Raw genomic sequence first — 15,014 nt, 5'->3', positions numbered from 1 at the left:
AGGCTTCAGAACAGCGGCGGGACGCGGGCGACCTTGAACGGACCGAGCACGACGACGCCATCGGAGAAGCGCAACGGGAAGGTCCGCGCCTTGCGCCCTTCGAGGGTGGCCTCCTTGCCGAGCGCATTGATACCGAGCGCGACGCCGACATTGGCGTTCTGCTTGACAACCTTGCCGAGGCCGGGAATCGCGCGGTCGAGCGCACCGAGCAGGTTGTTGACGTCCTGCGACTTCACACCCGGCGCTACGCGATCGAGCGTCCCCTGCGGCACGCCGTTTTCGAGCATCTTGTCGAGGCCGAGCGCCGGGATGACCTTTTCGATCCCCGCGACCGTCATCTGCACTTCGCCATCGATGCCGCCATTGGCGGTCAGGCTGAGCGTGCCCGACGCGACGGCCAGCAGCTCGCCCTGCTGGATGCGCGACTGGACGATCTCGACATGACCGCCCGCCGCCTGGATCTCGCGAAACCGCTCCGGCCAGGGTTTGGGCCTGAAGTCCTTGAGACCCGTGACGCGGGCCTGGACGTCGGTATTGAACGGTTCGGCAAGCAGAGGATGGCTGCCTTGGATGCTGCCGTTCGCGATCTGCAACGCAGTCTCCAGCACCGGATGGTCGGACGGCGAGCCCTCGGCAACACGGCCGTGCAATTCGGCATGATCGGCGCGCGCGGCGGGCACGGCAGTGTTGCCCTCGATGCGGTCGATGGTCGGTTGTTCGAACACGAGGTCGGCGCGCTGCGGCGGCCCTGGCAGACCGCGGACACTGGCCTCACCGACGCGCCAGTTCACGGAGAACGAGGCCGGTCCGCGACCGTCGGCGATCATGGCGGGTCCCTTGAACTCCGCGATGAGCCGCTTCGGGTCCCACACCTGGGCGACGACGAGGATCTCGTCGAGCTTGGCATTCATCAAAGGCGTGCCGGCGGCCTGCGAGAACAGGGCCACGCTCGGATCGGAACAGCGGACCTCGAGCCGGAACGGAAAGCCGGCGACCGAGCGCTTCGCGCAGTCATAGACGCGCCCCGACTTCGCCTCGCGCGCACGCCAGGCATCGGCCTGGACATCGACCTGCGAAGCGGCGAAGAACCAGAATGCGCTCCAAGCGATTGCGGCGATCAGGAGCAGGACGGGGGCAATGAAAAGCCCCCAGAGCGGGCGCCTGCGGCGCGCTTGTGGCAAACGAGACATGCAGGACACCCTTTGGGCAGCAATTTTGGCAATTCGGCGATCACGGATTGTGTATCTAGATTAACAATTCGCGAGCACCACACTTAGGCCTCCGCATTGATGTCCGCAATGACCCTCTCCGAACGCGACCTTCCCCACGGCGACCTCTGGGTCTTCGGCTACGGCTCGCTGATGTGGCGACCCGGATTCGTCTTTCTCGAGCAGGTGCCGGCGCGGTTGATCGGCGAGCATCGCGCGCTCTGTGTGTATTCGTTCGTCCACCGCGGAACGCCGGAGAAGCCCGGCCTCGTGCTCGGTCTCGATCGCGGCGGCGCGTGTCGCGGCGTTGCGTTTCGGGTGGCAGCAGACAAGCGCGACGAGACCATCGCCTATTTGCGGGCGCGTGAGCAGGTGACCTCGGTGTATCGCGAAGTGACGCGCTCGGTATGGCTGGAGAACGACGCCCGCGAGCGGGTGAGCGCGCTGGTCTACGTGGTCGATCGCGGCCATGTGCAATATGCCGGCCGGCTGTCGCCGCAGGAACAGTTGCGCCATGTGCGTCAGGGTCACGGCCAGTCCGGCGCCAATCGCGACTACGTGATCTCGACCGTGAAGGCGATCGAGGCGCAGGGCTTTCGCGACACGCAGTTGCATCGGCTGGCAACGATGCTGCACGATGACGGCCACTCGCTGCATCCGGCGCCGGAAGGTGCGCCACCATAGCGTCAAGCTTTCACCGCCGCCGCTATGCGGCCGAACAGCCGGGCCTGCTCGGCCTGCCCTGCGGCGACCAGCCGATTGGTGGCCTCCTCGATCACGCTTTGGATCCGTTGCATGAATTCATCGCGTGGCAGGCCCGGCGGCAGCGGATCAAGAAACTCCACCACAAGCGTGCCCGGATAGCGCAGGAATGTGCGACGCGGCCAGAACAGCCCTGAGTTCAGCGCCACCGGCAGGCACGGCACGCCGCAATCCGTGTAGATCAAGCCGACCCCGCCCTTGTAGTCCGGCGGTGCGCCCGCCGGGCGCCGCGTGCCTTCCGGAAAAATCACAAACTGACGGCCGTGCTTCACCTCCTCCGCCGCCCGCCGCATCACCTGCTTCAACGCGCGGGCGCCGGAGCTGCGGTCGATCGCGATCATGTCCGCCTTGACCAGATATTGTCCGAACAAGGGAATCCGCAGCAGCTCGCGTTTGAGAACGAAGAACGGCGCATCGAAGAAATGCAGCAGCGAGATCGTCTCCCACATCGACTGATGCTTGGCGGCGACGATAAGCGGCCCCTTCGGGATCTTTTCGACGCCGCGATATTCGACGCGGATGTTGCAGACGACGCGCATCAACACGATGTTGCTCTGCGCCCACCAATTGGCGACGCGCAGCAGCGCCTTGCGGGGCATCGCCAGGGTCGGCAACGCGATCAGCGCCCAGAGCACGAAGTTCGGGTAGAACAGGATGTTGAACAGCAGCGAACGCAGGAAGATCGAGACCATCAGAAACCCAGTTCAATTGGCTTGCGCCGTCGTCGGTCGGCGCGACACCGAGCCGGTTGGCGGATCGACCTCGGGCGCGAGATCGAGGCCGAGATCGGCCAGCCGCAGCCGCATCTCGGCGGCGACAAATTTGGCATATTCGGACAGCAGAAGTCGCAGCGTCGGCGCGCTGGTCCACCACGGCTCATCACGCCATTTCTCGCCGACGACGGCATACGGAATGAGATCCATGCTCGGCATCGCATGCGACAGTTCGACGATGGCCCGCGGCATGTGATAGTTCGACGTCACCACGATCAGCGACTTGAAGCCGCGCTCGCTGGCCCACCGCCGCGTCTGCGCGGCGTTGCTGCGGGTGTTGATCGCCGAATAATCCAGATCGACGCAGCAGTTGATGAATGATCGCGCCTCGGGCAGCGACCTGGTGATGTTGCTGGCCTCGTTGGTCGGGTGCACGCCGGAGATCAGCAGCCGCCGGCCATAGCCTCCCGCCAGGAGTTCCACCGCGTCCGACACGCGCGACGAGCCGCCGGTCAGGACCACGATTCCGTCCGCCTTGCGCTCGGGCTGGATCTCGGCACCGCGCAATTGCGAGAGGAAGCCGACGAAACCGACCGCCGCGACGAAGAAGCCGAGCCCGAGCGTCGCCACGGCGCCCGCGAGCGTCCGCCACACCGCCACGGTGAGCGGCAGCTTTCGCCTGCTATGGTCGGTCTCCGGCTCCATGCAACGCCTGGCTTGTCCTTGCCTGCCTGCGCGCGGCGCCATGCCGTCGCGCGATCCCGTCGTTCAAGTCCGGGAACGCAGACAGGTTTCGCCGGCCTCCCGATCACGTTCGCTCGCCGCCGATCCTGGCGCGCAACCTCCGCCGTGTTCGTGACCCAGCTCACCCCGTCCTGCCTCACCCCGGCGCAGACGATTTTAGGCGGTTTTCGGGCCAAGTGAAATCCGCAACGAGACGGCTGGGGATAGAAGCCGCCATCAGTCGATGCTCGCCAGCGTCGTGAACAGGGTCCGGCGTGCGGCCCAGCCGGTCACCGCGGCGATCACGATGGCCTGCAGCGCGATCGCGACATAGCCAAGCGGGCGCAGCGAGAACGTCCCGAGCAATGCCGCAAACTGATCGCCGACGGGGGTGCCGGAGAACCAGTTGGCGATCGACTCCGAGAACCCGAATCCGAGCATCGCAAGGCCGCCGCCGATCACGCCCCCCTCCAGTCCGAGCTGCAAAAAGTGCCGCAGGAAGTGATTGGCGATGTAGCGGTCACCGGCGCCGACGAAATGCAGCACCTCGACGATCGGCCGGTTCGCGGCCATCGCGCCGCGGGTCGCGAACGACACCGAGATGATGGTGGCCGCGATCACCAGCACGAGAATGCCGAAGCCTGCAAACAGGGTTGCACCGGTCATCGAGCGCATGCGCTCGATCCAGGCGCGGTGGTCATCCACGCTGGCGGTCGGCGCAACCTGGGTCACGCGGGCGCGCAGGGCGTTGAGATCGAAGCTGGTGCCGGGCTGGACGCGTGCGATGATGACGCGGGGCACCGGAAGCTCATCGAACGACAAGCCGCTGCCGAGCCACGGCTCCAGCAGCTTGCTCGATTCCTCCTTCGTGAATGGCCGGACCTCCACGATTCCGGACTGCGCCCGCATCGCCTCCGTCACCAGGGCAATGTCGCGCTCGAGATCCCGGCCGGTCTTGGGGCGAACCTGAACCGTGATCTCGCTCGCCACCTCCGACTGCCACTCGGCCGCGGACTCGCTGACCAGCAGCACGCCGCCGGTCGTGATCGAGGCCAGGAAGGTCATGATCGCCACCACGGCGACCAGCGCACGGCCCGCGATCGAGGCGCGCGGCACGATCGGCGACACGATGCGGGCCTGCGCCGGCAGTTGCGGGCGGTCGTCGCCGAGATCGACCAGGAGGCCGCGATCGTCTACGCTACTCATAGATGTGCAATCGTCCCTGATGCAGCACCAGCCGGCGGGCCTCGTATTGGTCCATCAGCGTGATGTCATGGGTTGCGATGATCACCGCCGTGCCCGAGCGGTTCAGTTCGATGAACAGCCGCAGCAGGCGGCGGCCGAGCGTCGGATCGACGTTGCCGGTCGGCTCGTCCGCGAGCAGCAGCTGCGGCCGCGAGATCACGGCGCGCGCGATCGCCGCGCGCTGCTTCTCACCACCCGACAGGATCGGCGGCAGCGCATCCATGCGCTCGCCGAGGCCGACCCATTTCAGGAGGTCGATGACCTCCTTGCGATAGCTTGACTCGTCGCGGCCCATGACGCGAAACGGCAACGCCACGTTCTCATAGGTCGTCATGTGGTCGAGCAGCCGGAAGTCCTGCAGCACGATGCCGATGCGCTTGCGCAGATCGGCGATCTCTTCCTTGCTGAGCAGCGAGATGTCGTAGCCGAACAGATTGACCAGACCGCGGGTCGGCCGCAGCGACAGGAACAGCAGCTTCAGCAGCGAGGTCTTGCCGGCGCCCGACGGGCCGGTGAGAAACTGGAAGGAATGGGCAGGAATCTGGAAACTGAGGTCGCGGAGAATCTCCGGCCCCAATCCATAGCGCAGCCCAACATTTTCGAACCGAACCAAAGCGTCAGCTCCGTTCGACCGCGTGCGCGGCAGACCCGCACGCTCCAAGCTCAGCGGTACGATGGCCCGATTGAGCGCCCGTTATGGTTTCCGGTTCGTTAACGGTCGCCGTGTACCATTGGCGCGATTGAGTTCCGAAGTTCGTCGACATGGCGGTCCTTGTAGCACGAACTGTCGGAAACAAAGCGGCAATGGCCGTTGGAGAACAGGCGCGATGTTCATCGTTTGCCCTCATTGTACGACATCTTATGCCATCGACTTGGCAACCCTGGGTATGGCTGGCCGCAGCGTACGCTGTTCCCGTTGCAAGGAGGTCTGGCTGGCGCGACCGGAGGATGCGGTCGAGGCGCCCGCCCCCATGCCTGCCATGGCGGAGGCCGGCGCGTCGGCCGCGCCCCGTGACGCGGCCGACGAGTGGGAAGCCCTCGCGCGCCAGGAAGACGACGACGAACGGACGCCCGATGTGGAAAGTCCGCCGCTGGCTGCCGGCTGGCCCGAGGATGCCCTCGCCGAGCCCGACGACACAGCCGATGCCGAGCAGCCGGCGCAGGGCGGGGCTTCGCGCCTCGCCGGTCTCCGCAAGCTCATCAGGCGCCCGACGTTGCCGGATTTCCCAGGCAATAAGCTGTTGAACCTGCCGGTGCTGACGGCCGCCATGGCGGCGCTCACGATTGCGCTGGTGGTGTGGCGCGCCGACGTCGTCAGGCTGCTGCCGCAGACGGCGTCGTTCTACAAGCTGGTCGGGCTCGAGGTGAACCTGCGCGGCCTGAACTTCAAGGACCTGAAGGTGGCGACCGAAACCGTCGACGGCAAGCCGGTGCTGGTGATCGAGGGGACGATCGTCAGCCTGACGAAGAAATCGGTCGATCTGCCGCGGTTGCGTTTCAGCGTCCGTGACGCGCAGGGCACCGAGATCTACGCCTGGAACACGCTGCTCGATCAGACCGCGCTCAAGCCCGGCGAGCGCACGACGTTCAAGTCGCGGCTCGCCTCGCCCCCTCCCGAAGGCCGCAATATCGATATACGGTTCTTCAACCGGCGCGACCTCGCCGCCGGCAGTGCATGATGGTTCCGGTCTCGCGGCTCTCTCGCGGGGCCCACGACACGGAGACGAAACGACATGTCGCGCGTGCTGATCGCCGACGACGAAGATTCGATGCGGACCTTGGTCGCGCGCGCCATTGCCATGGATGGACATGAGATCGTGACGGCGCAGGACGGTGCCGAGGCGCTTGACATCCTGACGCGCGAGGCCGGCGCCTTCGACCTGCTGCTGACCGACATCCAGATGCCCATCATGGACGGCATCGCGCTGGCGCTGTCGGCAGCACGCGATTTTCCCGATTTGACCATCCTGCTGATGACGGGCTTTGCCCATCAGCGCGAGCGCGCGTCGAATCTCCGCGCGATCGCTCACGACGTCATCACCAAGCCGTTCTCGGTCGCCGATATCAGAACCGCGGTCGCCGACGCGCTGGCGTCGAAGGCTGCGAAGGCGTAGGCCGCGCTGCCAGAGCATCGTCGGCGACGCGACGTTCGGGCTACAGACACGCATTGCGGCGATCCTCGCTGTCCCTGCACGCCCGGCTGGCGTGCCTGCGCACGCAGGGACGACCCATAACCACCGTCGAGCGACGACAGTGGAGTGTGAGGCAGAGCGCGGAGAGTGCCGCTGGGCTCGCCCCCTGCGGAAAGATCGCTGAAGGAGTTGATCCTCTCTCCTCCGCCATTGCGAGCGCAGCGGAGCAATCCAGAATCCCTCTGCGGAGACAGTCTGGATTGCCTCGCTGCGCTCGCAATGACGCTGGGAGAGACATCTCGTTCGCCAACTCATAAATCATACGGGGCACGTGCGCCTGCATTCCCGCGGCACATCGTGCCCGAGGTCTGCCAATCGTCTCACCCTCGCAAAAGTCGGAGGGCGCAGGGAATGCCGGGTGAAGGCCTCACCCATGGCCCGCCTGCGGAAAAAAATGCAGGCGGCAGGTACCACAGGTTCAGCCGAACATCCGGCATTCCCTGCGCGACGGGCTTACGGCTGCTTCGCGATCTCCCCGGTGCGCCGGGCTTGTTGGCCACCGTCATCCGCGCGATGCGCAAATGCATCCTCGCGAACTTGACCTCAGCGTCGGGAGGCCAGGACCACGCGACTTGACCGTCCGCAAGAGCACGTTCGTCCGCACATCCGTCAGGACATGCTGCGAGTTCTCACGGCCATCGCATCCCCGCCTCGCGTGTCGTGACGATCGCGCGCAACGCCCCTCCGAAGTGAGGCGGGATGCGCGGAAACATCGTCCTGATTTGCCCGACGACACAAGGCCGCGAGAGTGCGGCAAACTGGCTCGACGGGCAGTTTGCGCAGAGCTGTCATGAGCGGATTGCCCGTCGTGCGTGTCAACACGCGCTCCGTGCCCAGTGTCGTCCCTGGCAAGTCCGGAAACGCGCGTTGACGGGCGCGGACCCGGAACCCACAGCGAGATTTTGATTGAGGCGCCCTCGACTCACACGCTGAGCGCGCGCATCTCGGCATAGAGATCGGATTTGCCCTCGAAGCCGATGCCCGGAAGATCCGGCATGGTGATGTGACCCTCGATGACCTTCACGCCGTCGGGGAAGCCGCCATAAGGCTGGAACAGGTCGGGATAGCTCTCATTGCCGCCGAGGCCGAGGCCGGCGGCGATGTTGAGCGACATCTGGTGGCCGCCATGCGGGATGCAGCGGGACGGCGACCAGCCGTAGGTCCTGAGCACGTCGAGCGTGCGCAGATATTCGCACAGGCCGTAGGACAGCGCGCAGTCGAACTGCAGCCAGTCGCGATCGGGACGCATGCCGCCATAGCGAATGAGGTTGCGCGCGTCCTGGTGGCTGAACAGGTTCTCGCCGGTGGCCATCGGGCCGGGATAGAAGTCAGCCAGCGTCGCCTGCAGGTGATAGTCGAGCGGATCGCCCGCCTCCTCGTACCAGAACAGCGGATAGTCGCGCAGCATCTTGGCGTAGGCGATCGCAGTCTCCAGGTCGAAGCGGCCATTGGCGTCGACGGCGAGCTGATGGCCGGGGCCGATCTCATCGAGCACGGCCTCGATGCGCTCACGGTCCTCATCGATCGGGGCGCCGCCGATCTTCATCTTCACGACATTGTAGCCACGCTCGAGATAGCCGCGCATCTCGCGGCGGAGCGCCGAGAGATCCTTGCCCGGATAGTAGTAGCCGCCGGCAGCGTAGACGAAGACGCGCGGTTCGGCCTTGCGGCCGTGCCGCTCCGCGAGCAGACGGAACAGCGCCTTGTCGGCGATCTTGGCGACCGCATCCCAGATCGCCATGTCGAGCGTGCCGACCGCGACCGAGCGCTCGCCGTGGCCGCCGGGCTTCTCGTTGATCATCATCGCCGCCCAGGCCTTGTCCGGATCGATGTTGTCCTTGCTGGCATCGAGCAACGATGTCGGGTCAGCTTCCAAGAGGCGCGCGCGAAAGCGCTCGCGGATCAAGCCGCCCTGGCCGTAGCGGCCGTTGGAATTGAAGCCGTAGCCGACGACGGGCCGTCCGTTGCGCTCGACATTGGTAATGACGGCGACGAGACTGGAGGTCATCTTGGTGAAGTCGATATAGGCATTGCGGATCGGCGATGAGATCGGCTTCGTCACCTCGCGGACGTCAACGATACGGACGGTCATGGTCATTCTCCTGGTCGGGGCCGCACGCGCCGCTCTACAGCGAGGCGCCTGCACAGATGGTGATGGTCTGTCCGGTGATGGCGCCCGCGTCCGGCGACAGCAGGAAGGCGGTGAGCGCGGCCACCTCCGCTGGATCGACGTAGCGCCCCATTGGCGGCAGCACCGGCGCGGTGCCCGCGCGGCTGGGATCGCGCAGGAACGGCGTGTCGGTCGCGGCCGGAGCGACGACGTTGACGGTGATGCGGCGCGGCGCCACCTCGACGGCCCAGGAGCGCGCGAGGCCGGTGAGTGCGGCCTTGGTCGCTGCGTACTGGCTGCGCCCCGCCGCGCCGTTGGCGGTGCGGCTGCCGATCAGGACGATGCGCCCGCCCTCCGTCATGTGCGGCGCGAGCGCATTGGCGAGCACCTCCGCCGCGCCGACATGGATGCGCCACATGCCTTCGCCGTTCTCACGCGTGAGTTCGCCGAGCCTTCCGACGCGCATGTAGCCGGCAGCATGAACGAGCGCAGTGACGACGCCGATGCCTGCGAGTTGCGCGACCAGCGCGTGCGGCTCGGCGAGATCAGCTTGCAGACTTCGAAAGCCCTCATGTGAGAGCGCCGACGGCGCGCGGTCGATGCCCGTCACGCGCCAGCCGGCCGCCAGCAGTCGCTCGGCGATGGCGCGGCCGATGCCGGAGCTGGCTCCGGTCACCACCGCGTGGCGAAAACCGGAACTGCTGTCGTGATCCACTTTCATCCCTTGTACGCAGCCGCCTCGGCCTTGACCTTCACTGCATCAAAATTGTTGATCTTGTCGATCAGCTCATTGGTGTAGAGCGCATTGTAGTCCTTGATGTCGAGCCCGTTCATCACGGCTTCGGTGCGGAACTCCTGCTCGTTGATCGCGCCCATCCTCGTATCAGCATAGGGCGGCGCGTAGAGCTTGATGCGGCGGCTGATCGACTGCAGCACGGCCTTGACCGCCTCGTCCTCGCTGGCGCCGCGCGGCGCCGTTTCAGGATAGAGCTTGAGAAAGGCCCTGGCGCCGGCGGCGGGATTGGCGAGCAGGAACTGCGACGCCTTGCACACCGAGCGGCCGAAGCCGATCAGCAGATCCTTGTCCTTCTCGAAGGTCGCGGGCATCGCCATCAGAAACTGGCCGCCGACCATCGGGATATTGGTCGGACGCGGCAGGTAGGTCAGCTCGATGCCGGCGGCTTCGATCTGGCCAAAACCCGTATCGAAATAGGCCAGCGCATCGACCACGCCGCGCTGCAGGGCGACGCCCGCCGGCGTGCCGTTGCCGACCGCGACCCAGCTCACATCCTTCTCCGGATCGAGGCCGAGCGCCTTCAGCACGTTCTTGGTCACCGGATATTCGGTGGCGCCAAAGTCCGAGACGCCGATCTTCCTGCCCTTGAGATCCGTGTAGCTCTTGAGCGTCGACCCCGGCGGGACGGCAATGTCCCATTTGTACGGATAGGTGTACTGATAGAACAGTTTCGCGCCGCTCCATTCGCCCTTGGCGAGCAGCGGCAGCGCCGTCGAGGGCACGCCGACGCCGATGTTGACGGTGCCGCGATCGGTGGCAACCTGGACGTTGGCGTTTGTGCCGAGCGCCTGGACGTCGAGCGAAAAGCCCTCCTGCGCGTTGTAGCCCAGCGCCTCACCGATGACGCAGTTGATCACGGTGGCGTTGAGCGCCTTGAGCCCGACGCCGAAACGGATCTTCTTGATGTCAGCCGCCATCAAGCCAGCCGGCGCACTGCTCATCAGCAGCGCCGCCCCGGCGCCACCCTTCAGGAATGACCTGCGCGAAACCATTCTTCGTTCCTCCCTGCTTTATTTTTTGCGGTTGGCGCCCCAGTGCACGATCTTGGCCTCGCACCAGCGCACGATCCCATGCAGCACGATGCCGAGCACGCCGAGAATGATCAGCGCGGCGAACACGCCGGCGACGTCCGACACCGCCTGCGCCTGGGTGATGACCACGCCCATGCCACGCTGGGCCCCGAGGAATTCAGCGACGATGGCGCCGAGCAGCGCATAGACCACGGCCATGTCGAGCCCGGCGAAGATGAAGGGCGCGGCATTGGGCAGCTTGACGATCCGGTAGGTCTCGAGCCGCGACGCCGACAGCGAGCGCATCAGGTCGATGCGCTCCGGCTCGACGGCGCGCAGCCCGGTGAAGCTGTTGATGAGCACGGGGAAGAACGACAGCAGCGCCGAGATTGCGATCTTCGAGCCGTCGCCGAAGCCGAACCAGATCACGATCAGCGGCGCAATCGCCACTTTCGGCAGGCTCTGCAGCGCGAACGCATAGGGCATCACCAGGCGCTCGATCGCCTCGACCTCCGCCATCAGCGAGCCGATGACCAGGCCGAGCCCGACACCGATGGCGCAGCCGACCGCGGCATTGCTGAGCGTGCTCCACAGCGGCAGGTAATAGCCGAGCGGGCTGGCCGGGCTGACCGCGAGCCCGGACCACAGCGCGCGGACGACGGCTTCGGGCTTCGGCAGGATGTAGGACGGGATGTTCAGCAGGTTGACCGCGGCAATCCAGCTCAGGATCAGCACCGCGAGGCCGATCCAGGCGATCGGCGATCCCAGGCGGATGCGGCGGCGCGGACTTGCGGGCTTCTGGGACATGGCTGAAACGGCGACGTTGGCGAGATCAGTCATGGCCGTGCTCCTGCGCATTGAGCAGTCCGCGGACTTCCCTGGCAAGCCGCGCATAGTCCGGATGCAACACGATGTCGTCGAACGTGCGCGGCCGCGGAATGGGCACGTGGAGATCAGCGAGGATGCGGCCGGGGCGGGCCGACATCACGATGACACGGTCGGCGAGAAAGATCGCCTCGGAGATCGAGTGCGTGATCAGCAGGATGGTCTTGCGGTTCTCCTGCCAGATCCGTTGCAGCTCGAGGTTCAGGCGCTCGCGCGTCAGCGCATCGAGCGCGCCGAAGGGCTCGTCCATCAGCAGGATCTCGGGATCGCGCGCCAGCGCGCGGCAGATGCCGGCGCGCTGCTGCATGCCGCCGGACAGCTCATAGGGATATTTGTCGCCGAAATCGGCAAGGCCGGTCACGGCGAGCAGACGATCGATGCGGTCGCCGGCCGGCGCATGCTGGCCGCCGACGCGCAGCGGCAGCCCGACATTGTCGCGCACCGTCATCCACGGCAGCAGATTGGCCGCCTGGAACACGACGCCGACCTTGCGCGAGGGACCGGCGACGTGCTCGCCATCGAGCAGCAGCCGGCCGTCGCTGTAACTATCAAGCCCCGCGAGCAGACGCAGCAAGGTGCTCTTGCCGCAGCCGGAGGGGCCGACGACGCAGACGAACTCGCCCGGCTTGATGTCGAGCGAGATCCGGCTCAGCGCATGGACGGCCGCGCCCGAGGCCGAGACGTAGGTCTTCGACAGCTGGTCGATCGCAATCAGCACATCGTCCGGCGCGGCGGCGCGCCGTGGCGCATTGTCGACATCCATCATCAGCATGAGCGTCCACCCGGAATGTTATTCGTTGTCGTCTGGAGTGACGGCCGGGCCACACCTGACCGTCGCTTGTCGATCAATCAGGCCGCAGCCTGCACCGTCAGACCGGCAGCCGCGACCGCGGCGCGGATCGCGGCCATCTCCTCGGCGCTGGGCGCATGGGTCGGCGGGCGCACCGTGGCGTCGCGGATGACGCCGGCGACCTGCATCGCCGCCTTCATGCGGCCATGCGCCTCGCCGGTCGGCTCGCCGCCGCCGTACACGGCGTCCTTCAGCGGATCGATCATGCCCTGCAGCTTCATCGCAAGCTTGAGGTCGCCGGCGGTGACGGCAGCGAACAGATCGTAGATCAGATCCGGAATCAGCGAGGCGAAGCCGACCAGCGCACCATCGACGCCCTGCACCATCGACGCCAGCAGATATTCGTCGTGGCAGGTCAAGAGCGCCTTGTGCGGCGCCGCGGCGCGGATCGCCTTGAGGTCGCGGGCGTATTTGTTCATCTCGCGGGTGCCGATCTTGAACGCCTGCACGTGGTCGAGGCGGGCGAGCTCGGCGAGCAGCTCCGACGAGAACGAGGCGCGGGTCCAGGCCGGATAGACGTGCACGATCAGCGGCAGCCTGGTCGCCTCGCCGATCGCGCTGAAATAATCCAGGCAGTGCTCGCGCTTGAAGCCGAAGCGCAGCCAGTGATGCGGCGGCATGATGTCGAGCGCGGTGGCGCCGGCTTCCTTGGCCATCAGCGCATGCTCGATGCCGTCCTTGATGCCTTCGCACACGACAGAAGAAATGGTCGGACAGATGCCGGTGAGCGCCTTGGCGACGATGCGCGTCACCTCGGCGCGCTCCTTCGCGGTGAGGCTGAACACCTCGCCGGTGTGGCCGTTGGTCATGATGCCGACGATGCCGCGGCGCTTGCCGAGCCAGGCCGCGTAGCGCGACAGCTCGGCCTCATCGATCGAATGGTCGGCGTTGAAGGGGACGGCGATCGCCGGGATGATCCCCTTGAAGTTGGTCATGACGCTCATGCTTGCTCCTGTTTCGTCACATCGATGTTCATCGTTTCGAGACCGTCGCGCTCGCCCCGCCCATCGCCTCCAGAGCCCGCGACAGCTGGGCGGCCGCTCTGAGCAGCGGCGCCACGCCGAGCCGCTCGAAGTCGTCCGCCGTGATGCGCATGGTGGGCGCAGCGATGCTGATCGCCGCGAGCGGAATGCCGTCGCGATCGATGACGGGTGCCGCGAGCACGCACAGCCCGGGCGCATTTTCCTGATTTGACAGCGCGTAGCCGGCCGCCTTCACCTGACGCAGACGCTGCAGCAGCGCGTCGAGCTCGGTGATGGTGGTCTCGGTGCGCTTGATGCGCGGCTGCGCCTCCAGCACCTCGATCTGCGTCTCGACCGGCAGCAGCGACAGGATCGCCTGGCCGACGGCGGTCGAATAGACCGGCGCGCGGCTGCCGATGCGAACGTCGACGCCGAGCCGGACGAGACCGGCCTGGATGCGCTCGACATAGACGATGTCGCTGCCGTCGAGCACGGCGAGCGAGGCGGCCTCGTTCATCTCGCCGACCAGGCTGCGCAGGATCGGGCGCGCCTGTGTGCGCAGCTCCGAGCGCGCGATCGCGTTAAAGCCCAGATCGAGGCATTTCAGCGTCAGGCGGAAGCGCCTGGAGTCGCCGACCTTCTCGACATAGCCGAGCATCACGAGCGTGTTGAGCAGGCGGAACGTGGTGCCCTTGTCGAGCGCCGCGCGGCGCGCGACGTCGGCGAGCACCAGCTCGGGCTCCTCGCTGGTGAAGGCATTGAGCACCTGAAAGCCCTTGGCCAGCGACTGCACGACGCTTTTCCCAGCCTTGCTGTCCTCGTCCACTTGGAGGCTCCGACGTTTCCTGATTGACGCCGGCCTTGACGACCGGCATTTTGATTTGTATGGTTCGGATTGCGAACTATAGTTCGTATATTAGAATGCGCGTAGCCGCGTCTGTCAAGCGCGCTCGCACGCCGCATGCGCGCACGGCTTGAAATCTGCGCAGCCGGCATGATCTCTCCCTGAGGGCCGCGACATCTCGCGGCCTTTTTCAGGAGTCCGACGTGAGCGTCGCATTCACCAAGGAAGAGAGCGCCGAAACGGCCGCCGAAACGCAGCTGCCCGACCGGCCGGTCTCGCCGCATCCGAATCTCGTCACCGAGGCGGGACTCAAGGCGCTCGAGAGGCAGTTGCGCGAGGCGCAGGCGGCGTTTGAAGCGGCGCAGGGGATCGAGGACGTGAATGAACGGCGACGGGAGTCGGCGCTGCCGCTGCGCGACGCGCGCTACTTTGCAGCGCGTGTCCGGACCGCGCAGGTGATGCCGGCGCCGACATCGACCGATCAGATCGCGTTCGGCAGCACCGTGACGTTCAAGCGCGGCGACGGCCGCGTGCAGACCTACACCATCGTCGGCGAGGATGAGGCTGATCCGAAGCGCGGCATGATCTCGCACGTCTCGCCGGTGGCACGGCTGTTGATGGGCAAATCGGTCGGCGACGTCGTCGAGGTTACCGGACAAGAGCTGGAGATTCTCACGATCGCCTGAGGCGGTATCCATCACGCCGGCAGGAAAC

16 protein-coding genes are annotated in these 15,014 nt (G+C 66.1%); 4 read left to right on the top strand and 12 right to left on the bottom strand.

The features are described from left to right. Window positions 1–5 precede the first annotated feature (5 nt). Window positions 6–1,190, bottom strand: coding sequence for a DUF2125 domain-containing protein (locus tag QW881_RS04820; protein ID WP_315755965.1), 1,185 nt, complete (start codon window positions 1,188–1,190; stop codon window positions 6–8). Window positions 1,191–1,289: 99 nt separating this feature from the next. Between QW881_RS04820 and QW881_RS04815 the strand changes: the two genes are divergently transcribed. Next, window positions 1,290–1,892, top strand: a complete 603-nt coding sequence (locus QW881_RS04815; RefSeq protein WP_409998977.1) for a gamma-glutamylcyclotransferase — start codon at window positions 1,290–1,292, stop codon at window positions 1,890–1,892. Window positions 1,893–1,894: 2 nt separating this feature from the next. On the opposite strand, the gene QW881_RS04810 is transcribed toward QW881_RS04815, so the two are convergent. The 4 genes from QW881_RS04810 to ftsE all read right to left on the bottom strand — a co-directional run bounded on the left by QW881_RS04810 (window position 1,895) and on the right by ftsE (window position 5,264). Then, entirely contained in the window at window positions 1,895–2,662 is a 768-nt protein-coding gene (locus QW881_RS04810; RefSeq protein WP_315755963.1) for a lysophospholipid acyltransferase family protein, read from the bottom strand. Window positions 2,663–2,674: 12 nt separating this feature from the next. Then, window positions 2,675–3,388, bottom strand: a complete 714-nt coding sequence (locus tag QW881_RS04805; protein ID WP_315755962.1) for a YdcF family protein — start codon at window positions 3,386–3,388, stop codon at window positions 2,675–2,677. A 255-nt stretch (window positions 3,389–3,643) separates the two neighbouring features. Beyond that, window positions 3,644–4,612: an ABC transporter permease gene (locus QW881_RS04800; protein WP_315736232.1), complete on the bottom strand. Its 969-nt coding sequence runs from the start codon at window positions 4,610–4,612 to the stop codon at window positions 3,644–3,646. Then, window positions 4,605–5,264, bottom strand: a complete 660-nt coding sequence (gene ftsE / locus QW881_RS04795; RefSeq protein WP_006615648.1) for a cell division ATP-binding protein FtsE — start codon at window positions 5,262–5,264, stop codon at window positions 4,605–4,607. The genes QW881_RS04800 and ftsE overlap by 8 nt, the downstream gene beginning before the upstream one ends. A gap of 214 nt (window positions 5,265–5,478) precedes the next feature. Here ftsE and QW881_RS04790 point away from each other — a divergent pair, with 214 nt between their 5' ends. Further along, the gene (locus tag QW881_RS04790; protein ID WP_315756098.1) at window positions 5,479–6,330 is read left to right on the top strand and encodes an MJ0042-type zinc finger domain-containing protein; all 852 of its coding nucleotides are present in this window, start codon (window positions 5,479–5,481) and stop codon (window positions 6,328–6,330) included. A 54-nt stretch (window positions 6,331–6,384) separates the two neighbouring features. Continuing rightward, the gene (locus QW881_RS04785) at window positions 6,385–6,765 is read left to right on the top strand and encodes a response regulator (RefSeq protein ID WP_315755961.1); all 381 of its coding nucleotides are present in this window, start codon (window positions 6,385–6,387) and stop codon (window positions 6,763–6,765) included. Between the two features lie 1,000 nt (window positions 6,766–7,765). On the opposite strand, the gene QW881_RS04780 is transcribed toward QW881_RS04785, so the two are convergent. The 7 genes from QW881_RS04780 to QW881_RS04750 form a co-directional block, all read right to left on the bottom strand. Next, window positions 7,766–8,935: a mandelate racemase/muconate lactonizing enzyme family protein gene (locus QW881_RS04780; RefSeq protein WP_315755960.1), complete on the bottom strand. Its 1,170-nt coding sequence runs from the start codon at window positions 8,933–8,935 to the stop codon at window positions 7,766–7,768. 34 nt (window positions 8,936–8,969) lie between these two features. Next, window positions 8,970–9,674 carry an SDR family oxidoreductase gene (locus QW881_RS04775; RefSeq protein ID WP_315755959.1) on the bottom strand — a complete coding sequence of 235 codons (705 nt, stop codon included), beginning with the start codon at window positions 9,672–9,674 and terminating at the stop codon, window positions 8,970–8,972. Beyond that, entirely contained in the window at window positions 9,671–10,741 is a 1,071-nt protein-coding gene (locus tag QW881_RS04770; RefSeq protein ID WP_315755958.1) for an ABC transporter substrate-binding protein, read from the bottom strand. Before QW881_RS04770 ends, QW881_RS04775 begins: the two co-directional genes overlap by 4 nt. An 18-nt stretch (window positions 10,742–10,759) precedes the next feature. Next, window positions 10,760–11,599: an ABC transporter permease gene (locus QW881_RS04765; protein ID WP_315755957.1), complete on the bottom strand. Its 840-nt coding sequence runs from the start codon at window positions 11,597–11,599 to the stop codon at window positions 10,760–10,762. Beyond that, the gene (locus QW881_RS04760; RefSeq protein ID WP_315755956.1) at window positions 11,592–12,416 is read right to left on the bottom strand and encodes an ABC transporter ATP-binding protein; all 825 of its coding nucleotides are present in this window, start codon (window positions 12,414–12,416) and stop codon (window positions 11,592–11,594) included. Before QW881_RS04760 ends, QW881_RS04765 begins: the two co-directional genes overlap by 8 nt. 77 nt (window positions 12,417–12,493) lie before the next feature. After that, window positions 12,494–13,438 (bottom strand): dihydrodipicolinate synthase family protein, encoded by a 945-nt coding sequence (locus QW881_RS04755; protein WP_315755955.1) that lies wholly within the window; start codon window positions 13,436–13,438, stop codon window positions 12,494–12,496. Window positions 13,439–13,466: 28 nt separating this feature from the next. Further along, window positions 13,467–14,282 carry an IclR family transcriptional regulator gene (locus QW881_RS04750; RefSeq protein ID WP_315755954.1) on the bottom strand — a complete coding sequence of 272 codons (816 nt, stop codon included), beginning with the start codon at window positions 14,280–14,282 and terminating at the stop codon, window positions 13,467–13,469. Between the two features lie 221 nt (window positions 14,283–14,503). Between QW881_RS04750 and greA the strand changes: the two genes are divergently transcribed. Beyond that, a complete protein-coding gene (gene greA, locus QW881_RS04745; RefSeq protein ID WP_315755953.1) occupies window positions 14,504–14,986 on the top strand; it encodes a transcription elongation factor GreA in 483 nt (160 codons plus the stop codon). The last annotated feature ends 28 nt before the right edge of the window (window positions 14,987–15,014 follow it).

The sequence above is a fragment of the Bradyrhizobium sp. SZCCHNS3016 genome (genome assembly GCF_032484535.1).
In the GTDB taxonomy this organism is placed as follows: domain Bacteria; phylum Pseudomonadota; class Alphaproteobacteria; order Rhizobiales; family Xanthobacteraceae; genus Bradyrhizobium.
This window is presented reverse-complemented; position numbering and strand designations above follow the sequence as displayed.

Coding starts and splice junctions, on each gene's coding strand:
- QW881_RS04820 (WP_315755965.1), bottom strand. CDS start 1,190: ATGTCTCGTTTGCCACAAGCGCGCCGCAGGCGCCCGCTCTGGGGGCTT.
- QW881_RS04815 (WP_409998977.1), top strand. CDS start 1,290: ATGTCCGCAATGACCCTCTCCGAACGCGACCTTCCCCACGGCGACCTC.
- QW881_RS04810 (WP_315755963.1), bottom strand. CDS start 2,662: ATGGTCTCGATCTTCCTGCGTTCGCTGCTGTTCAACATCCTGTTCTAC.
- QW881_RS04805 (WP_315755962.1), bottom strand. CDS start 3,388: ATGGAGCCGGAGACCGACCATAGCAGGCGAAAGCTGCCGCTCACCGTG.
- QW881_RS04800 (WP_315736232.1), bottom strand. CDS start 4,612: ATGAGTAGCGTAGACGATCGCGGCCTCCTGGTCGATCTCGGCGACGAC.
- QW881_RS04790 (WP_315756098.1), top strand. CDS start 5,479: ATGTTCATCGTTTGCCCTCATTGTACGACATCTTATGCCATCGACTTG.
- QW881_RS04785 (WP_315755961.1), top strand. CDS start 6,385: ATGTCGCGCGTGCTGATCGCCGACGACGAAGATTCGATGCGGACCTTG.
- QW881_RS04780 (WP_315755960.1), bottom strand. CDS start 8,935: ATGACCGTCCGTATCGTTGACGTCCGCGAGGTGACGAAGCCGATCTCA.
- QW881_RS04775 (WP_315755959.1), bottom strand. CDS start 9,674: ATGAAAGTGGATCACGACAGCAGTTCCGGTTTTCGCCACGCGGTGGTG.
- QW881_RS04770 (WP_315755958.1), bottom strand. CDS start 10,741: ATGGTTTCGCGCAGGTCATTCCTGAAGGGTGGCGCCGGGGCGGCGCTG.
- QW881_RS04765 (WP_315755957.1), bottom strand. CDS start 11,599: ATGACTGATCTCGCCAACGTCGCCGTTTCAGCCATGTCCCAGAAGCCC.
- QW881_RS04760 (WP_315755956.1), bottom strand. CDS start 12,416: ATGCTGATGATGGATGTCGACAATGCGCCACGGCGCGCCGCCGCGCCG.
- QW881_RS04755 (WP_315755955.1), bottom strand. CDS start 13,438: ATGAGCGTCATGACCAACTTCAAGGGGATCATCCCGGCGATCGCCGTC.